Origin of the sequence: Pseudomonas sp. Teo4, from assembly GCF_034387475.1 — a bacterium.
Classification (GTDB): Bacteria; Pseudomonadota; Gammaproteobacteria; order Pseudomonadales; family Pseudomonadaceae; genus Aquipseudomonas.
The window spans coordinates 2,262,531-2,278,680 of sequence record NZ_JAXCIL010000001.1 but is presented as its reverse complement, the minus strand read 5'-3'; the positions used below and the strand labels follow the sequence as shown (position 1 = coordinate 2,278,680).

The 16,150-nt window shown below is 62.7% G+C and carries 15 protein-coding genes; 7 read left to right on the top strand and 8 right to left on the bottom strand.

What is annotated here, in order from left to right:
* Positions 1 to 23: 23 nt before the first annotated feature.
* The 4 genes from PspTeo4_RS10315 to PspTeo4_RS10300 are packed head-to-tail and all read right to left on the bottom strand — an operon-like array spanning position 24 to position 2,391.
* Positions 24 to 491, bottom strand: a complete 468-nt coding sequence (locus tag PspTeo4_RS10315) for a DoxX family protein (protein ID WP_322363626.1) — start codon at positions 489 to 491, stop codon at positions 24 to 26.
* Between the two features lie 10 nt (positions 492 to 501).
* Positions 502 to 1,257 carry a DNA-binding domain-containing protein gene (locus PspTeo4_RS10310; protein ID WP_322363625.1) on the bottom strand — a complete coding sequence of 252 codons (756 nt, stop codon included), beginning with the start codon at positions 1,255 to 1,257 and terminating at the stop codon, positions 502 to 504.
* Positions 1,254 to 2,087 carry a DUF692 domain-containing protein gene (locus PspTeo4_RS10305; protein WP_416196916.1) on the bottom strand — a complete coding sequence of 278 codons (834 nt, stop codon included), beginning with the start codon at positions 2,085 to 2,087 and terminating at the stop codon, positions 1,254 to 1,256. Before PspTeo4_RS10305 ends, PspTeo4_RS10310 begins: the two co-directional genes overlap by 4 nt.
* Before the next feature lie 16 nt (positions 2,088 to 2,103).
* Complete coding sequence (locus tag PspTeo4_RS10300; RefSeq protein ID WP_322363624.1) at positions 2,104 to 2,391, bottom strand: DUF2282 domain-containing protein; 288 nt, start codon at positions 2,389 to 2,391, stop codon at positions 2,104 to 2,106.
* A 515-nt stretch (positions 2,392 to 2,906) separates the two neighbouring features.
* Between PspTeo4_RS10300 and PspTeo4_RS10295 the strand changes: the two genes are divergently transcribed.
* A complete protein-coding gene (locus PspTeo4_RS10295) occupies positions 2,907 to 3,494 on the top strand; it encodes a sigma-70 family RNA polymerase sigma factor (protein ID WP_322363622.1) in 588 nt (195 codons plus the stop codon).
* Positions 3,481 to 4,122: a DUF1109 domain-containing protein gene (locus PspTeo4_RS10290; RefSeq protein ID WP_322363620.1), complete on the top strand. Its 642-nt coding sequence runs from the start codon at positions 3,481 to 3,483 to the stop codon at positions 4,120 to 4,122. Before PspTeo4_RS10295 ends, PspTeo4_RS10290 begins: the two co-directional genes overlap by 14 nt.
* A 17-nt stretch (positions 4,123 to 4,139) precedes the next feature.
* Here the strand turns inward: PspTeo4_RS10290 and PspTeo4_RS10285 are convergent, their stop codons facing one another.
* The gene (locus PspTeo4_RS10285; protein WP_322363619.1) at positions 4,140 to 4,709 is read right to left on the bottom strand and encodes a TetR/AcrR family transcriptional regulator; all 570 of its coding nucleotides are present in this window, start codon (positions 4,707 to 4,709) and stop codon (positions 4,140 to 4,142) included.
* Between the two features lie 321 nt (positions 4,710 to 5,030).
* Here PspTeo4_RS10285 and PspTeo4_RS10280 point away from each other — a divergent pair, with 321 nt between their 5' ends.
* Both PspTeo4_RS10280 and PspTeo4_RS10275 read left to right on the top strand, forming a co-directional pair.
* Positions 5,031 to 5,870, top strand: coding sequence for a TauD/TfdA dioxygenase family protein (locus PspTeo4_RS10280; RefSeq protein WP_322363617.1), 840 nt, complete (start codon positions 5,031 to 5,033; stop codon positions 5,868 to 5,870).
* 32 nt (positions 5,871 to 5,902) lie between these two features.
* Positions 5,903 to 6,673 (top strand): class II aldolase/adducin family protein, encoded by a 771-nt coding sequence (locus tag PspTeo4_RS10275; protein WP_322363616.1) that lies wholly within the window; start codon positions 5,903 to 5,905, stop codon positions 6,671 to 6,673.
* A gap of 55 nt (positions 6,674 to 6,728) precedes the next feature.
* On the opposite strand, the gene PspTeo4_RS10270 is transcribed toward PspTeo4_RS10275, so the two are convergent.
* Entirely contained in the window at positions 6,729 to 8,522 is a 1,794-nt protein-coding gene (locus PspTeo4_RS10270) for an alpha/beta fold hydrolase (protein ID WP_322363615.1), read from the bottom strand.
* Positions 8,523 to 8,859: 337 nt separating this feature from the next.
* Between PspTeo4_RS10270 and PspTeo4_RS10265 the strand changes: the two genes are divergently transcribed.
* Positions 8,860 to 10,761, top strand: a complete 1,902-nt coding sequence (locus PspTeo4_RS10265) for a potassium transporter Kup (RefSeq protein ID WP_322363614.1) — start codon at positions 8,860 to 8,862, stop codon at positions 10,759 to 10,761.
* Between the two features lie 45 nt (positions 10,762 to 10,806).
* Here the strand turns inward: PspTeo4_RS10265 and PspTeo4_RS10260 are convergent, their stop codons facing one another.
* Positions 10,807 to 12,294, bottom strand: coding sequence for an aldehyde dehydrogenase family protein (locus PspTeo4_RS10260; RefSeq protein ID WP_322363613.1), 1,488 nt, complete (start codon positions 12,292 to 12,294; stop codon positions 10,807 to 10,809).
* A gap of 219 nt (positions 12,295 to 12,513) precedes the next feature.
* Here PspTeo4_RS10260 and PspTeo4_RS10255 point away from each other — a divergent pair, with 219 nt between their 5' ends.
* Positions 12,514 to 13,776 carry an MFS transporter gene (locus tag PspTeo4_RS10255; RefSeq protein WP_416196915.1) on the top strand — a complete coding sequence of 421 codons (1,263 nt, stop codon included), beginning with the start codon at positions 12,514 to 12,516 and terminating at the stop codon, positions 13,774 to 13,776.
* Positions 13,777 to 13,873: 97 nt separating this feature from the next.
* Here the strand turns inward: PspTeo4_RS10255 and PspTeo4_RS10250 are convergent, their stop codons facing one another.
* Entirely contained in the window at positions 13,874 to 14,788 is a 915-nt protein-coding gene (locus PspTeo4_RS10250; protein ID WP_322363612.1) for a LysR family transcriptional regulator, read from the bottom strand.
* 206 nt (positions 14,789 to 14,994) lie between these two features.
* Here PspTeo4_RS10250 and PspTeo4_RS10245 point away from each other — a divergent pair, with 206 nt between their 5' ends.
* Complete coding sequence (locus PspTeo4_RS10245; protein WP_322363611.1) at positions 14,995 to 16,017, top strand: zinc-dependent alcohol dehydrogenase family protein; 1,023 nt, start codon at positions 14,995 to 14,997, stop codon at positions 16,015 to 16,017.
* Positions 16,018 to 16,150: the final 133 nt, after the last annotated feature.

Here is a 16,150-nt window from a genome sequence, read left to right as displayed (position 1 = left end):
TCAGGATGTTGCGTCGCTGGCGCTCAACGCACCCCCAGCGCCCGGTCGAGCGACAGCGCGCCTGCGCCCCGTGCGATCAATAGCAGGAGCAGGCCGGCCCAGGTCAGGTGCGTCGGCCAGGCGTCGGGGTAGACGAATACTTCGACAACCGTGGTCATGCCCAGCAAGGCCAGGGCAGACAACCGAGTGAACAGCCCCAGGACCAGCAGCAGCGGGAACAGGTGCTCGGCGTAAGTGGCCAGGTGGGCCGCCAGCCAGGGCGACAGCTGTGGCAGCGCGAAATCGGTTCGGAACAGCTCAAAGGTGCTGGGCGTGATGCTCAGAAACCCTTCCACCTTGGTGCGACCAGACAGGAAGAAGATCGAGGCGATCCCGACTCGGGCCACCAGGCACAACAGGGTATCGCTCAGCATGTGCTGCACCCGCTCGGCGAGGCGGTTCCAGCGATGGCGTAGGCCGTTGTTCGGGGCAGCGCAATGGGTGATGTCCATGGTGGCTCCTTCAAGCGAACGAAAGTGGACGGAATACCTGGGCATGCAGCAGCCGACCGAGCAGGTCGGTGAAATCCAGGTCGGGTTGCGCGTCTTGCGCGAGCGCAGAGGCCTGTTCCAGTGATAAGCCTTGGGCGCAGGCATCGAGAAAGATGCAGCCGCCAAGTGCCAGTGCTTGCTGGGCGACACCTTCGGCATTGCCGCTCAGCAGCGCGCCTTCAGCGACCCAAGGCTGGTCTTGCGGCCAGGCCAGGCCTTCACGGCTGTGTCGCCACAGGCTGAAGGCCGGGTGCTGCGCGAACCAGCGCCAACGCACGCTGCTGCGTGGGGCCAGGTAGCTGTTGGCCAGGTCGGTGGCCGTCATGCCGGCCAGGTCGGCAAGCACCAGGCAGGGTTCGCGGGGCGCGCTGAACGCTTCGCACCAGGCGAAATCCAGCCGTGCGACATCGGGCAGGTAGGACAGGCCATGTTGTGCCTGCAACTGTTCGAGAAAGTCGGCGAAGTCCGCGCCGTAATGGATTAGTCGTGGGTCGTCGGGCGGCGTTCGTTGCGCATAGGCCGCGGCGGCGTCCTGCATCCAGGCCGAGCCGACCAGGGCTTCGACACTGGGGAAGTTGGCGCGCAGGGCATCGACGCAGCCCGCCAGCACGGTGTTGCGGTACACCGCGAAAGCGGGGTGTTCGGTCAGCGCGGCCAGTTGCGGGGCAGGGCGCAGGTAAAGCGCGTCGATGAAGGCAGCCTGAAACTGGCCAAGGGAAAGTTTCATGGTCTTGCTCCTGCCGGGTCGAGCAGCGCCTGGGCAGTGTTCCGCTCGGCCAGCAGCTCGGCGAATGCAGGCAGGTTGCCGTCGCGCTCGATCAAGGTCGGGCGCGGGCCGATACGGTTGATCAACTGCTGGTACAAGGCCCACACCGGTTCGGCGATGGCGGCGTCATGGGAGTCGATCAGCAGGCGGCCCTGGGCGTCGTGGCTGTGGCCGGCCAGGTGTATTTCGCTGATGGCCTGGGCCGGAAACCGCTCAAGGTACGCCGCTGCGCTGAAACCGAGGTTGTGCGCACTGACGTGCACGTTGTTGACGTCCAGCAACAGGCCGCAGCCCGTGCGGCGCGCCAGTTCGTCCAGAAAGTCGATTTCATCCCAGTCGTGCCCCTCCAGAAGCAGGTAGTGGCTGGGGTTTTCCAGCGAGATACGGCGCCCCAATGCATCCTGAGTACGCTGGATGTTGTCGCTGATACGGGCCAGGGCTTCGTCGCTGCGGGGGAAAGGCAGCAGGTCGGGGTGATACTGCCCACGCCAGGTGGACCAGGCCAGGTGCTCCGACACCAGTGCTGGCTGCACCTGGTCGACCAGCGTCCGCAGGCGGCGCAAGTGCGCCGCATCCGGTTCGGCGTCCGCCGCCAATGACAGTGCAACGCCGTGCAGCGACAGTGGATGGCGTTCGGCTATGCGTGCCAGCCAAGCCAGGCGTGGCCCGCCGACCATGTAGTTTTCTGGGTGCACTTCAAACCAGAGCCCGCGGGCCTGGCACGCCCAGGCGTCGGCATAGTGCTCGGCCTTGAGCCCCAGGCCTGCACCCATGGAGGTGATCCCGTTCATGATCGGCGGCCTCTGCTCAGGACTTGATCGGGGTCAGCGAGCCCATGCCGCTGGGCGTCTTGATGGAGGTGCAGGTGCCTGCGGGCACGTTCTTCCAGTGCATGCCGTCGTAATCTTTCTTGGCGCTGCCGGCGCAGGTGGTGCCGGCACCGGCCCTGCAGTCGTTCTTGCCGGCCATGGCGACGCCGTAGCATTTCTCCATGGCGACGGCAGTGGCGGCTTTGTCGGTTGCGTCGGCGGCCAGGGCGGCACCGGCCAGCGAAGCCAGGGCGAGAGCGGCGGTGGCGAGGGCGAGGGTTTTCATGATGCGGTCTCCGGGAAGTGGGGCCGTGGTGGTGTACCGGCGGCTCATGGAGTAGTTCGCGGTGTGGGCCGGTCGGGTTACAGCACCTGGAAAAATTTTGGTTTTTCACGAAATCTTGGTAGGGGGCTTCGAAATGCCTGTCTTGGGTTCGGAGGTGGTGCGTATATCGAGCGCCGCCCGCGCGGCGCATCGCGAGCAAGGCTCGCTCCTACGTTTGTTTACGGCCAATAACGCCTGTGACAGGCGCGCGCGACCGCCTTGTGTGTACGACTCGATATCAAGCCATGCGCCAAGGCGTTCGCGCGCAAATCCCACAGGCATAACTGGCCCGAAACAAACGTAGGAGCGAGCCTTGCTCGCGATGCGCCGCGTGGGCGGCGCTCGATCTGCCAAGCACCGAAAATGGTGTGACAAACCCAATAAAATTTTTCCGCAGGCGTGCCGGTCGCCTAACGTATGAAGGCGGCAAGCGTCGTTTGAAAAAATTCCCACGGTGGGTGTAACCCGGGTGGCCGATGCTACGAACTACTTCTCAGCAGGCACTCAGCGCGCGCGAGGCCCAGTTGCAGGCGTTGCTGCTGCAAGGGTTGGCGGGCGATGCGGTGGCTTACCGGACGTTCCTGGCGGCGTTGGCGGTGCATGTGCGCGGCTTTCTGCTGCGGCGCCTGGCGCAGCGCCCCGCTGAAGTCGAAGACTTGCTGCAAGAGGTGCTGCTGGCGGTGCACAACGCCCGCCACACCTACCAGGCGCAGCAACCGCTGACCGCCTGGGTGCAGGCCATTGCGCGCTACAAACTGGCGGACCACTATCGCAGTTATGCCCGCCACGGTGCGCTGCACGAGGGGCTGGATGATGACAGCGACCTGTTCGCCGCCGGCGAAGAAGAGGCGGCCCAGGCCACGCGGGACCTGGGCAAGCTGCTGGCGCAACTGCCGGCGCGTCAGCGGCTGCCCATCGTCCATGTCAAACTCGAAGGGTTGTCGGTGGAAGAGACTGCGCGCATGACCGGGCTTTCCAGTTCGGCGGTCAAAGTCGGCATCCACCGAGGCCTGAAGGCATTGGCCAAACTGATTGGAGGCAAGGGCGACGATGAAGACCGATGACTTGATTGCCCTGCTGGCGGCCGGGGAAGGACCGGTGGACCGTCATGCGCTGGCCCGGCGCCTGGTGCTGGCGTTGCTCGGCGGCGCGCTGGCTGCGGTGCTGATGACCGTGGCCATTTTCGGCGTGCGCAGCGACCTGGCACTGGTGGCGCACACTCCGCTGTTCTGGGCCAAGCTGGCGTTGCCCGGCAGCCTGGCGCTGCTGGGGCTGTGGCTGACCCAGCGGCTGGCCAGACCGGGGGTGAAGGGCGGGGCATTGTGGGGCTTGCTGGGGCTGCCGTTGCTGCTGGTCTGGCTGGGCGCGGCAGCCAGCCTGCTTGGCGCCCCGGTGGAAGCCCGCGCCGACTTGATCCTGGGGCGCACCTGGCGCACTTGCCCGTTGAATATCACCTTGCTTTCGGTACCCACCTTCATCGCGGTGTTCTGGGCTGTGCGCGGCCTGGCACCGACCCGTCTGCGCCAGGCCGGCGCCGCGGGCGGCCTGCTTGCGGGCGCCACGGCGACCTTGGCCTATTGCCTGCATTGCCCGGAAATGGAAGTGCCGTTCTGGGGTCTCTGGTACGTGCTGGGGATGCTGGTGCCGACCGTGGTGGGGGCGGCGCTGGGGCCGCGTTTGCTGCGTTGGTGAAGGGCAAGGGCGATCTGTCAGTCGGATGTCGAAGGACGCAGGCAGCCGACAGCCATCGAGACCAGGCTGTCGAGCAAGGCAGGATGTTCCAGCTGCGCTGGCATGTCCTCCAACACCGAGCGGATCACACTGCGCAACCCCTGCCCGAGCAAATAGGCCGCCAGGGCGGGGTGCTCGGTGGTGATTTCGTGTTCATACAGGTGCAGCAGCGGCAGCCAGGTCGCTTCGATGAACTCACCTGCCGTTTGGTACGGGCCGCGCCACATACCCAGGTGAAGGGCTGAGTGGTACCGCAGGTGAAAAGCTTTGTTCAATTTGAACAGTCGCGTTTCAACACGAACGATGTTGGCCAGAATATCGCGCAGCGCCGTTTTCAATGGCACGCCAACCAGCCTTTCGCGCACCCGCAGTAACTCCTCGGATTCTTCATCGAGAATACGCTCGTACAACAAGGCAATGATCGAGTCCTTGTTGGGGAAATACTGGTAGATCGAACCGACGGCGACGCCTGATATTTCCGCGATGCGGGCCACGGTCAGCGAAGCTTCGCCGGTTTCATCCAGAATCCGCAGGCACGCTTGCTCCACGGCGTCTACCAGTGCGCGAGAGCGTGATTGAGTCGGGCGCTTGCGTAACGCCGGAAGCGGCTCTCGCGTAACGCTTGGGCATATCTTCGGTTCACTGCCTTTTTTGCTCATGAAAATCCGAGTGCTGTTCTTGTTATGGCGCTTTGGTTTGAATATTTATTAGTTGAATCAATTGCTTGCCAAGGAGTTCAAGCACTCCGGGAATGCGAATATCTGCGCCTTGGCGACGTGAGTATGATTGTTTTCGTCGATCAGACAACAACAGAAAGCGCAGTACTGCGCTCTACAAGATCGGATATTCAGCCCACCGGGAGATTGCCCATGTCGTCAACGTTCACCGTTCGGCCCCTTGGTCCAAGTCTGGGCGCCGAAGTGCTCGACCTTGATCCCGCCTCATTGGTATTGCCAGAAACGCTGGCGGAACTTGAGGCGGCATTGGTCAAGCATGAAGCCATCGTAATGTCAGTCCCTGGGTTACGGCCCGAGCAACACCTGGCGATTGCACGGTATTTCGGCGAGCCTGAAGTTCACACCTTCTATCCGAACCTGGGCAATGGCTTCGAACAAATCACCGTGATCGACTCCCGCCAAGGCGACCGGGCCGATATGTGGCACCACGACGAGAGCTTTCTGCCCAGCCCGCCGATCGTCACCATGACACACGCGCAGATATTGCCGCCGTGTGGCGGCGATACCTGCTGGATCAGCATGACCACTGCGTACGACCGGTTGTCCGCGCGCATGAAACTCTACCTTGAAGGCCTTGGCGCCTGGCACGACATGAACGCACCGATGACGGCGGCGCTGCGCCAGAACGTGGTCACGCATGGGCGCTATGTCGAGGTCATCGAGATGAACCGCAGGCACCTGCATCCGCTGGTCATCGAGCATCCGGTCTCCGGTCGCAAGGCGTTGTACCTGAGCCCGACTTACACCACCCACATCGACGGCCTGGCCGGCCCCGAAAGCGATGCGATCCTCAGCTATCTCCATGCCCATTGCCAGCATGTGCACTTCGGCTTCCGCCATCGCTGGCGTGTCGGTGACATGCTGCTCTGGGATAACCGCAGTGTGCTTCACAACGCGATCCTGGACTACCAACCGCACCAGCGCCGCATGCATCGCACCTCGGTATTCGCGCGCGGGGCTTCCCGTGCCTGACTCACCGAAGGTTCGCTCAAGAGGAAATCGCCATGTTGAAGGATGAACTGAACCATGACTTGCTGGCCCGCTTCATTCCCAGGCCAGGTCGCTTCGCACTGCTGCCCGAGTTGACAGCGCGCCAGCGCGTGGCGTTGCTGTGCCGCGTTTTGTCTCGTGAGGGCTATAACGACCATATCGCCGGCCACATCACCGTTCGCCAGGATGACGGCACTTACCTGGCCAACCCGTGGGAGCTCACCTGGGGTGAGGTGACCGCCTCGGATATCGTGCGCCTCGATCGTCACGGCAAGGTGATCGAGGGTGACTGGAACATCACCCCGGCCATCAACCTGCACATTGATGTGCACGCGGCACGGCATGATGTTGGCGTGGTGATCCACAATCACCCGCAGTGGGGGTCGGTGTGGTCTGCCGTTGGGCGTATTCCGCCGATATACGACCAGACGTCGGCCTTGGTCGATACTGACCCGGTGCTGTATGACGAGTATCGGGGCACGGTCGAAGACATTGAGTTGGGGCGCGCGGCCGTGGAAGCACTGGGTACGCAAAAATGGGCATTGCTGGCCAACCATGGCGTCCTGATCGTGGCCAATGGCATCCGCCAGGCGCACCTGCGTGCCATAACGCTGGAGTGGCGCAGTCGCCTGGCCTGGCGTGTCGAGACGCTTGGCGGCGGTTTGCCGCTACCCGCCAGTGTCGCGCGAGCGACCGGGGAACGTACCGACGCCAACGGCTTCCCGTTCCTCTGGGAAGCCATGGCACGGGAGGAGATCCGGCGCGATCCGGCAGTGCTTGATTAGGCCTCTGTCGCCCGGTCCCTCCCAAGGCAGTCATCACCCCAGCGTGACAGTTGCCTCAGCGTTCCATGACATAGGTGCCGGGTGCGGGGCACAGGGGCGGGTACTTGCGCGAGCCGAGCTTCTTCGGCGCCGCCAGGCTTTCGCTCGAGCGCTGCCCGATCCACTCGCGCCAGTGCGGCCACCAACTGCCTTGCTGGCGTTCCCCGGCGCTCTGCAGCCAGGTTTCCGGCATCTCGGCGTCGGCAGGCGCCGCGTAATAGAACGACTTGGGGTTGCCCGGCGGGTTCACCAGGCTTTGCAAATGGCCTGCATTGGACAGCACATAGGTCGTGTCTTCGCCAAACAGCCGGGCGGTGCCGTAGCAGCCTTGCCAGGGCGTGATGTGGTCGGTGGTACCGCCAACCACATAGGCGCCCACTTTCACCTGGGACATGTCGATCGACTCGCCGGCAATCTCCAGGGTGCCCGGGTTGCTGTAGGGGTTTTGCTGGATCAGGTCGAGGTAGTCGGCGTGCAGTTGGGCGGGAAGCCGCGTGGTGTCGTTGTTCCAGGCCAGGATGTCGAAAGCCGGCGGCTTGTTGCCCAGCAGGTAATTGTTGACCCAGTAGCTCCAGATCAGGTCGTTTGGTCGCATCCAGGCGAACATGCGGGCCATGCCCTGGCCGCTCAGCACGCCTTTGCGCCGGGAACTGGCCTTGGCCGCGCGCAGGGCGGACGGGGTAGTGAACAGCCCCAGGGTGGTGTCGTCCAGCGCCGAGGGCATGTCGAGCACGCACACCGCCCAGCTGGTATTGGCCACCTTGTGGCCTTCGCCACGGGCCGCCAGCCAGCCCAGGTAGGCCGCCAGGGTGATGCCGCCCGAGCAGGAGCCCCACATGTTCACATCCGGGCTGCCCGTTATCCTGCGCGCCACGTCTACCGCCAGGTCCAGGCACAGCGCGTAATCGGACAAGCCCCAGTCGCGATGCTCGCGGGTGGGGTTGCGCCAACTGATGACGAATAGGCTGACGCCGCTGTCCTGAATCCACTTGATCAGGCTTTTCTCTGGCGACAAGTCGATGGCGTAGTACTTGTTGATTTGTGGCGGCGACATCACCAAGGGCCGGGTGAAGACATGCTCGGTGGTGGGCGCGAACTGCAGCAGCTCGAACATTTCGTTGCGAAACACCACTTCGCCCTTGGCAGTGGCGATGTTCTCCCCAACCGTGAACGGCGTGCTGTCGACCTGCCTCGGCAGGCCGCGGTTGTTGAGCATGTCGTGGCCGAACTGGCGCATGCCCCTGGCCAGGCTCATGCCGCCGGTGTCCACCAGTTTGCGCAGCGCCTGCGGATTGCTCAGCGGTGAGTTGCTCGGTGCCAAGGCATCGGCCAGGAGCGCCGCCACGAACCGGGCTCGGCTCTTTTCCAGCGGGGCCAGGTTGCTGGACTCGATGAAGCGGGTCAGCTCACCCTGGCCGGCCAGGTAGCTCTGCAACAGTGCGCGCAGGAAGGCGTTGGATTGCCAGGCCGGGTCGGTAAAGCGCTTGTCCTTCGGGTCTGGCGTGATGCTGCAGTTGCCACTGGCGATGCCGCGCAGCGTTTTCAGGTAGCCACCCACATGAGCGCCGGCCTTGAGCGGCGACTTACCCACGGCCTTGAGCAGGCAGCCGGCCCAGCTGGCGAGGTCGGCCGGGCGCACGCTGACCAGAGGGTTGCCCGTCAGGGGCGGGGTGGCAGCTGTGCCGATCAGCTCCTGGTGCTGAGCGATGTCCGCATGATCGACCTGCTTGCGTGCGCGGCGCTTTCGATTGGATGCAGGGGGGCGTTGGGTAGGCTTTGCGGTTTCGCTCGTTGGGGTGGATCTGCTCATGGCTGCCCTCGTCATTGCGGCGCGGTTTTGTTGTGCGTCGACTCTAAGGCAGCAGTGGCTGCGGCCACTTCTCATCGCGCGTCAGCGAATTTTCATTTCATGACGAGAGGGGACTGGGCTGCAGCTGGCGGCTCGTTTGCGCCCATGCGCTGCTTCGGTAGGCAGCGGGTCAGAGCCGCCGTACTGCTGCGTGAGCGATGAGCGGCAGCGGAGCGTGTTTTTTTACGCATTCTTTATACCCTGCGCCAAGGCATGGGCCGATACTGGCGCCGTTTTCCTAGCCTTCCCAATCCCTTCCTGCACCCAGTGTTTACGCAATGCTGACGAGACGTGATCTGTGAGCCAGACCGCAACTGTTGAAAATCAATCCCACGCCGGCAAGAGCTCTGGCATCGGCCTGCTGGTCGCTGCCGTTGGCGTGGTCTATGGCGACATCGGCACCAGCCCGCTGTACACCCTCAAAGAAGTGTTCAACGGCCATTTTGGCGTGCAGGCCAACATCGAGGGAGTGTTGGGCATCCTCTCGCTGGTGTTCTGGTCGTTGATCTGGGTGGTTTCGGTCAAGTACGTGCTGTTCATCCTGCGCGCCAGCAACCAGGGCGAGGGTGGCATCATGGCCCTGACGGCGCTGGCCAGACGGGCGGCGCGGCCTTATCCGCGGCTGAGCAAGGTGCTGGTATTGCTGGGGCTGTTCGGTGCAGCACTGTTCTACGGTGACAGCATGATCACACCGGCGATTTCCGTGTTGTCGGCGGTCGAAGGCCTGCAACTGGGCATCGACGGCATCGATCACTGGGTCGTGCCGATCTCGGTGGTGGTACTGGTGGGGCTGTTCGTGATCCAGAAGCACGGCACAGCACGTATCGGCATCCTGTTCGGGCCGGTCATGGTGGTGTGGTTCGTGGTGCTGGGGGCACTGGGCATCTACGGCATTGCCCAGCGGCCGGAGGTGCTGCAAGCGGTGAGCCCGGTTTGGGCGGTGCACTTCTTCGTCGCCCATCCAGGTGTGGGAGTCGCCATTCTGGGCGCGGTTGTACTGGCCTTGACCGGTGCCGAAGCGCTCTATGCCGACATGGGGCATTTCGGTCGCAAGCCGATTTCCCGTGCCTGGTTCATGCTGGTGCTGCCGGGCCTGGTACTGAACTATTTCGGCCAGGGCGCATTGATCCTCAACAACCCGGCGGCGGTGCGCAACCCGTTCTACCTGCTGGCCCCCGAGTGGGCGTTGCTGCCGATGGTCGCGCTGGCCACCCTGGCGACCATCATTGCCTCGCAGGCGGTGATTTCCGGTGCCTTCTCGCTGACCCGCCAGGCCATCCAGCTGGGCTATGTGCCGCGCATGTTCATCCAGCACACCTCCAGCGAGGAGCAGGGGCAGATCTACATCGGCATGGTCAACTGGGCATTGATGGTAGGCGTGGTGCTGCTGGTGGTCGGTTTCGAGTCGTCCAGCGCGCTGGCTGCAGCCTATGGCGTTGCCGTGACCGGTACCATGTTGATCACCACGTTGCTGGCCTCGGCGGTGGTGCTGCTGTTGTGGAAGACCCCGCGCTGGCTCGCGATACCCATGCTGCTGGGCTTTCTGGTGGTCGACAGCCTGTACTTCGCCGCCAACGCACCGAAGATTTTGCAGGGCGGTGCCTTCCCGGTGATCGCTGGCTTGGGCCTGTTCGTGCTGATGACCACCTGGAAGCGTGGGCGGGTGATTCTGTTCGACCGCCTGGACGAGACTGCCTTGCCGCTGGACCTGTTCATTGCCAGCGTGCAGTCGCAACCGCCCCATCGGGTGAACGGCACGGCCGTGTTCCTGACGGCCCGTACCGATGCTGTGCCCCACGCGCTGTTGCACAATCTGCTGCACAACCAAGTGCTGCATGAACAGGTCGTGTTGTTGACTGTGCTGGCCGAGGACGAGCCCCGGGTCGATGCGGCGCAGCGGATTCGGGTCGAGGCATTCGAGGGAGGGTTCTACCGGGTCAGTCTGCATTTCGGCTTCATGGAGGAGCCGGACGTTCCTCTGGCGCTAAGCCACTGCAACCAGCAAGGCCTGGATTTCAGCCCGATGCGCACAACCTACTTCCTTAGCCGCGAAACGGTCATCGCTACCCAGCGTATTGGCATGGCGCGCTGGCGTGAGCACCTGTTTGCGTTCTTGCTGAAAAATGCGAACAGCAACCTCAAGTACTTCAAGTTGCCGGTCAACCGGGTGATTGAACTGGGTACACAGGTAGAGATGTGACGCGTGCATAGCGCTGGGCTAACCAGCGCTCGGTAGTAGGCGAAATCAGTAGCGAATCATCACAGACTTGAGCTCGGTGAAGTCATCGATGAACGCCGAGCCGAACTCCCGGCCGATCCCGGAAGCCTTGATGCCACCGAAGGGCACCGCAGGGTCCAGCAAGGTGTGCATGTTGACCCACAGGGTACCGGCCTGGATTTCCGGTACCAGGCGCATGGCCTTGCCCAGGTCGTTGGTCCACAGGCTGGCGCTCAGGCCGTAGGGTGTGGCGTTCATCAAGTGCAGCAGTTCATCTTCATTGTCATAGGGCAGGAATGTAGCCACCGGCCCGAAGGTTTCCTGGTTCAGCAGGGTATCGCTGGCCGAGTTGGCCAGTATCACCGTGGGTTCGACGAAGCACCCTGGACCGTCGCCAATGTGTCCGCCGTGGACGATCTGGCTGCCCTCGGCGCGAGCGGTGGCGAACAGCTCGGCCAGTTTCTGCTGGTGGGGTTTGTTGGCCACAGGGCCGAACTGGGTAGTCTCGTCCAGCGGCGAGCCGATCTTCAGCTGGCCCAGGCGCTGCGTCAGCGCATCGAGCAGTGGGTCGATGCGCGAGCGGTGCACGAAGAAACGCTCGCCTGCCGCGCAGATCTGCCCGGAATGCAGGAAGCCCGCCTCGATGATGCCATCGACTGCCTTGTCTATTGCCACATCCGGAAGAAACGCCACCGAGTTCTTGCCGCCCAGCTCCAGGGTGGCGCGAGTCAGCTTGGCGCCCATGGCCGCCTGGCCGACGGCAATGCCGGTGGGCACCGAGCCGGTGAACGACACTTTGTCGGTGCCGGGGTGTTCGACCAGTGCCTTGCCCACCAGGCCCGCACCGGTGAGCACGTTCAGTGCGCCAGGTGGCAGGCCGGCCTCGCTGGCCAGTTCGGCGATGCGCAGCAGTGTCAACGGGGTGAATTCGCTGGGCTTGAGGATGATGCTGCAGCCAGTGGTCAAGGCCGAGGCCAGTTTCCAGATGGCGATCATGGTGGCGAAGTTCCACGGCACGATCCCCACCACGACACCGATCGGCTCGCGCAGGGTGAATGCGCTGTAGCGTTCACCAGCGAACGAAGGCAGGGAAGGGGTAATGGTCTGCCCCGTGATCTTGGTCGCCCAGCCGGCGTAGTAGCGCAGGAAGTGCGCGGCCTGCTCGACCTCGAACGCACGTGAGATGCCGATCAGCTTGCCCGATTGCAGGGTTTCCAGTTGCGCCAGTTCTTCACGGTTGGCCTCCAGCAGGTCGGCCAGCTTGAACAGCACGGCGGCGCGAGCGGCGGGGCTGGTTCGCGACCAGACGCTGAAGCCTTGGCGCGATGAGCTGACGGCGAAGTCGACATCGGCCTGGTTGGCGTCGGCGATCTGGGCGATGGTCTGACCGTTGGCTGGGTTGACCACGGCAATTTTTGCAGAGGACTGGCTGGCGGTGGTCTGGCCATCGATGAACACGCCATGCTCTCGGGCTAGAAATGCGGTTACAGCAGGCAGCAGAGTGATGTCGCTCATGTGAACTCCAGGCGGCAGATTGGATGCGGCTGGCAGGCCGCCAAAGCGTCGAGCATAGAGAGACAAGTGGTGACGATCTTGTGCCAGCGTGACAAGAGGCATGACTGTGGCTGCCAGAGTGATGACGGCATCGCAGCGGTATCAACACCTTGGAAGAAGGCCCCCAAGGGCATACTATGTTTAACATGTTAACTTTATTATCGCTGGCGGATTATTTTCATGAGTTCTCCTCGAATGCCCGCTTCGTCTCGCTGGCCGCACTATCTTCGGGCGTTGCGCCACCCTAACTTCCGTCTCTACTTTATCGGACATGCCGTCTCCACGTTGGGCACATGGATACAGATGGTGGCACTGTCGTGGTTGATCTATCGCCTGACCGATTCCACTGCGTTGCTCGGTGCTACAACCTGCGCCAGCTTGCTGCCGCAATTGCTGGTTGGGCCGTTCGCTGGCGCATGGATGGACCGACATGACAAACGCAAGCTGTTATTGCTCACCCAGGCGCTGTTGGGCGTTCAGGCCAGTGTGCTTGCGTTGCTCACTTACAGCGGCGATATCAGTGCCAATCTGATAGTGATCCTGGCATTCACGCTGGGTGTGCTGAACGCTGCGGATACACCGCTACGCCAATCGTTGCTGAGTCGGTTTGTCGACAACGCCGAAGACCTACCCAATGCCCTGGCGTTGAATGCCACGCTTTTTACCTGCTCACGCTTTGTCGGCCCCCCGCTGGCCGGGTTGTTGATTGGCCTTGTCGGTGAAGCCGCATGCTTTGCCTTGAATGCAATCTCGTACCTTGCCCTGATTGTCGGCCTGCTGTTCGTTCGTCTGAGCGCTGGCGAACGTGCCCGTGGCAGCATGAGCAGCCTCTTCCGCCAGGGGCTGGCCTATACCTTCAAGACGCCCTCGGTACGCAGCCTGATGTTCGGAGTGCTGGTGGTGAATGTCAGTGCTTCAAGCTACGCGGTACTGCTACCGGTATTCGCCCGCGATGTTTTTTCGGGGGATGCCCGAACGCTTGGCTGGCTCTGGGGCGCCGCAGGTTTAGGTTCGCTGGTCTCGACGCTCTTGATCGCCCGGCAAACCGTGGAGCAACTCCAGCGCATGATCATGCAAGGCGCCACGGTTAGCGCTGTCGCTTTGATGGTTTTCGCGGTCAGTGACTACCTGCCGCTGTCGCTGGTTGCAATGGCCGTACTGGGCTATGGGGTAACGATCAACAATGTCGGCACAAATATCCTGCTGCAAAACCAGGCGCCAGAAATACTGCGTGGGCGGGTAGTGTCGATCTACACCTCGACACGTTTCGGTTTCGATGCGATAGGGGGGGCAATGGCGGGTCTGCTGGCGGCAAGCATCGGCGGCATCTGGACGATGAGTCTCTGTGGTGGGCTGCTGCTTGTCTACTGCACCGGGCGAGTGCTCGTGAAATGGGTTGCCAGATTCCAGAGCGTCCGGCCGGACGATGTACAAGCATCATGATCAGGCAGGCAACCTTTGGGAAACCAGGGGTTTAGGACTATGTATCAACTATAAGTAACTTTTTATAGGATGCTTGTGGTTTTTGAACGGCATTCACTCAAAGGCTATCCGGATCCCCAAAGAACATCTGAATCCGAGACCTCAACCATCGCTCCGCCGGGTCATTGTCCTGCGCCCCACGCCAAGCCATGTGCAGTTCAAAGCTACGCACGTCCATCGGCAGGTCTTCGGCCCGCAGCCCGCCTGCCGCAGTCAAGGCATCGGCGGTGTAGTCCGGCACCGTCGCAACGATATCGGTCCCTGCCAGCAAGCTCCCCAGCCCGTTGAACTGCGGCACGGCCAGGACCACATGGCGTTTACGGCCAATTTCTTCCAAGGCTTCGTCGATGAACCCGGATAGGTCGCCCGCAAACGACACCAGCGCGTGGGGGCGTGCGCAGAAATCGTCCAAGGTGATGCTGCCGGGCACGCTGTCGGCGCGCAGCAACTTGGGTTTGCTGCGACGCAGTACCTTGCGTTTGGCGTTGGCGGGCAGTTCGTTGGTGTAACTCACGCCCACCGATATTTCCCCCGAGGCCAGCAGCGTCGGCATCAGCAGGTAATTGACCCGTCGTACCACCAGGACGATGCCGGGGGCTTCGGCGCGGATGCGCTTGAGCAATTGCGGCAACAGGGCGAACTCGGCATCGTCGGACAGGCCGATGCGAAACACCGAGTTGCTGGTGGCCGGGTCGAATTCGGCGGCGCGGCTGACCGCCGTGGAAATCGAATCCAGCGCCGGCGAGAGCAGGGCGAAGATTTCGTGGGCGCGCGCCGACGGCTCCATGCTGCGGCCGGTGCGTACGAACAGCGGGTCGTCGAACAGGTTGCGCAGGCGCGACAGGGCGGCGCTGATCGCCGGCTGGCCAAGAAACAGCTTCTCGGCGGCACGGGTCACGCTGCGCTCGTGCATCAGCGTTTCGAACACGATCAGCAGGTTGAGGTCTACGCGACGCAGGTCGTTTCGATTCATCGGTGCGCTTCACCTAAAGTGGGGCAGGGGTGAATCTTAAGGCCAAAGGCTGTTACCCTGCACCGATTTCCGGGGGCCAATGCACAAGAATGTGGGGTGCCCAATCAATGACAGGCATGTCGACTATTAATAGCCACTGATGGTCTAACGGCAAAAGCCCGGATAAAGTCCGTGGTAATACGAGGTTCACACAGGCGAGGTATGCGATGTCCCGCATGATCCGTTTCCACAAGTTCGGCGCGGCCGATGTGCTCCGTTGCGAAGAGCAGGCCGAACCGTCCCCTGCCGTTGGCGAGGTGCAGATCCGCGTCGAGGCGATCGGCGTGAGTTGGTATGACGTGCTCTGGCGGCAGAACCTTGCACCGTCCCAGGCGCGCCTGCCAGCCGGGATCGGCCACGAAATGGCCGGTGTTGTGACTGCGGTCGGCGAGGGCGTCGATGACATCGTTGTGGGCGACCGTGTGGCCAGCTTCCCGGCCACCAGCGCCAACGACCATCCGGTGTATGGCGATGTGATCGTCCTGCCGCGCACGGCCATCACCCGTTACCCTGACATCCTCACGCCTATTCAGGCCAGCGTGCACTACACGCCATTGCTGATCGCCTACTTCGCCTATGTCGACCTGGCCAGGGCCAAGGCTGGGCAAACCGCGCTGGTCACCGATGCCAGCCATTGTGCCGGGCCTGCGTTCGTTCAGCTGGGCAAGGCGCTTGGGCTGAAGGTGTTCGCCGCCACCAAGGAACCTGAGCAGCGCGAATACCTGCTGGGGCTGGGTGCCGACAAGGTGATCGTCACTGAAGAGCAGGACCTGGTCATGCAGGTTGGCAAGTACACCGACGGGCGCGGAGTGGACATGGTGCTCGATGGCATGGGTGGGCCGCAGATGTCGCTGCTCGGCGATGTCCTGGCACCGCGTGGCAGCTTGGTGCTGTATGGCCTGCAGGGCGGTAACCAGACGCCTTTCCCGGCGTGCGCAGCATTCCGGAAAAACATCCAGTTCTATGTACATTGCATTGGCAACTTCACTGGCAAGCCCGAGCTGGGCATCAGCCAGGACCAGGTTGCCCTGCAGCGTGCGCTGCGTGATATCAACCAGTTCACCGCCGATCAATTGGTCACGCCACTGAACATCAAGGTGTATCCGTTCAGTGAGGTGGTCGAAGCCCATCGCCTGATGGACGAGTGTCCCTGTGGCGGTCGTGTGGCGCTGGACATGCTGCAGCCTTGAGAGATTGACGATACGAAAAGCCCGGACAATGTCCGGGCTTTTTATTGGGTTTTTCACACCATTTTCGGTGCTTGGCAGATCGAGCGCCGCCCGCGCGGCGCATCGCGAGCAAGGCTCGCTCCTACGTTTGTTT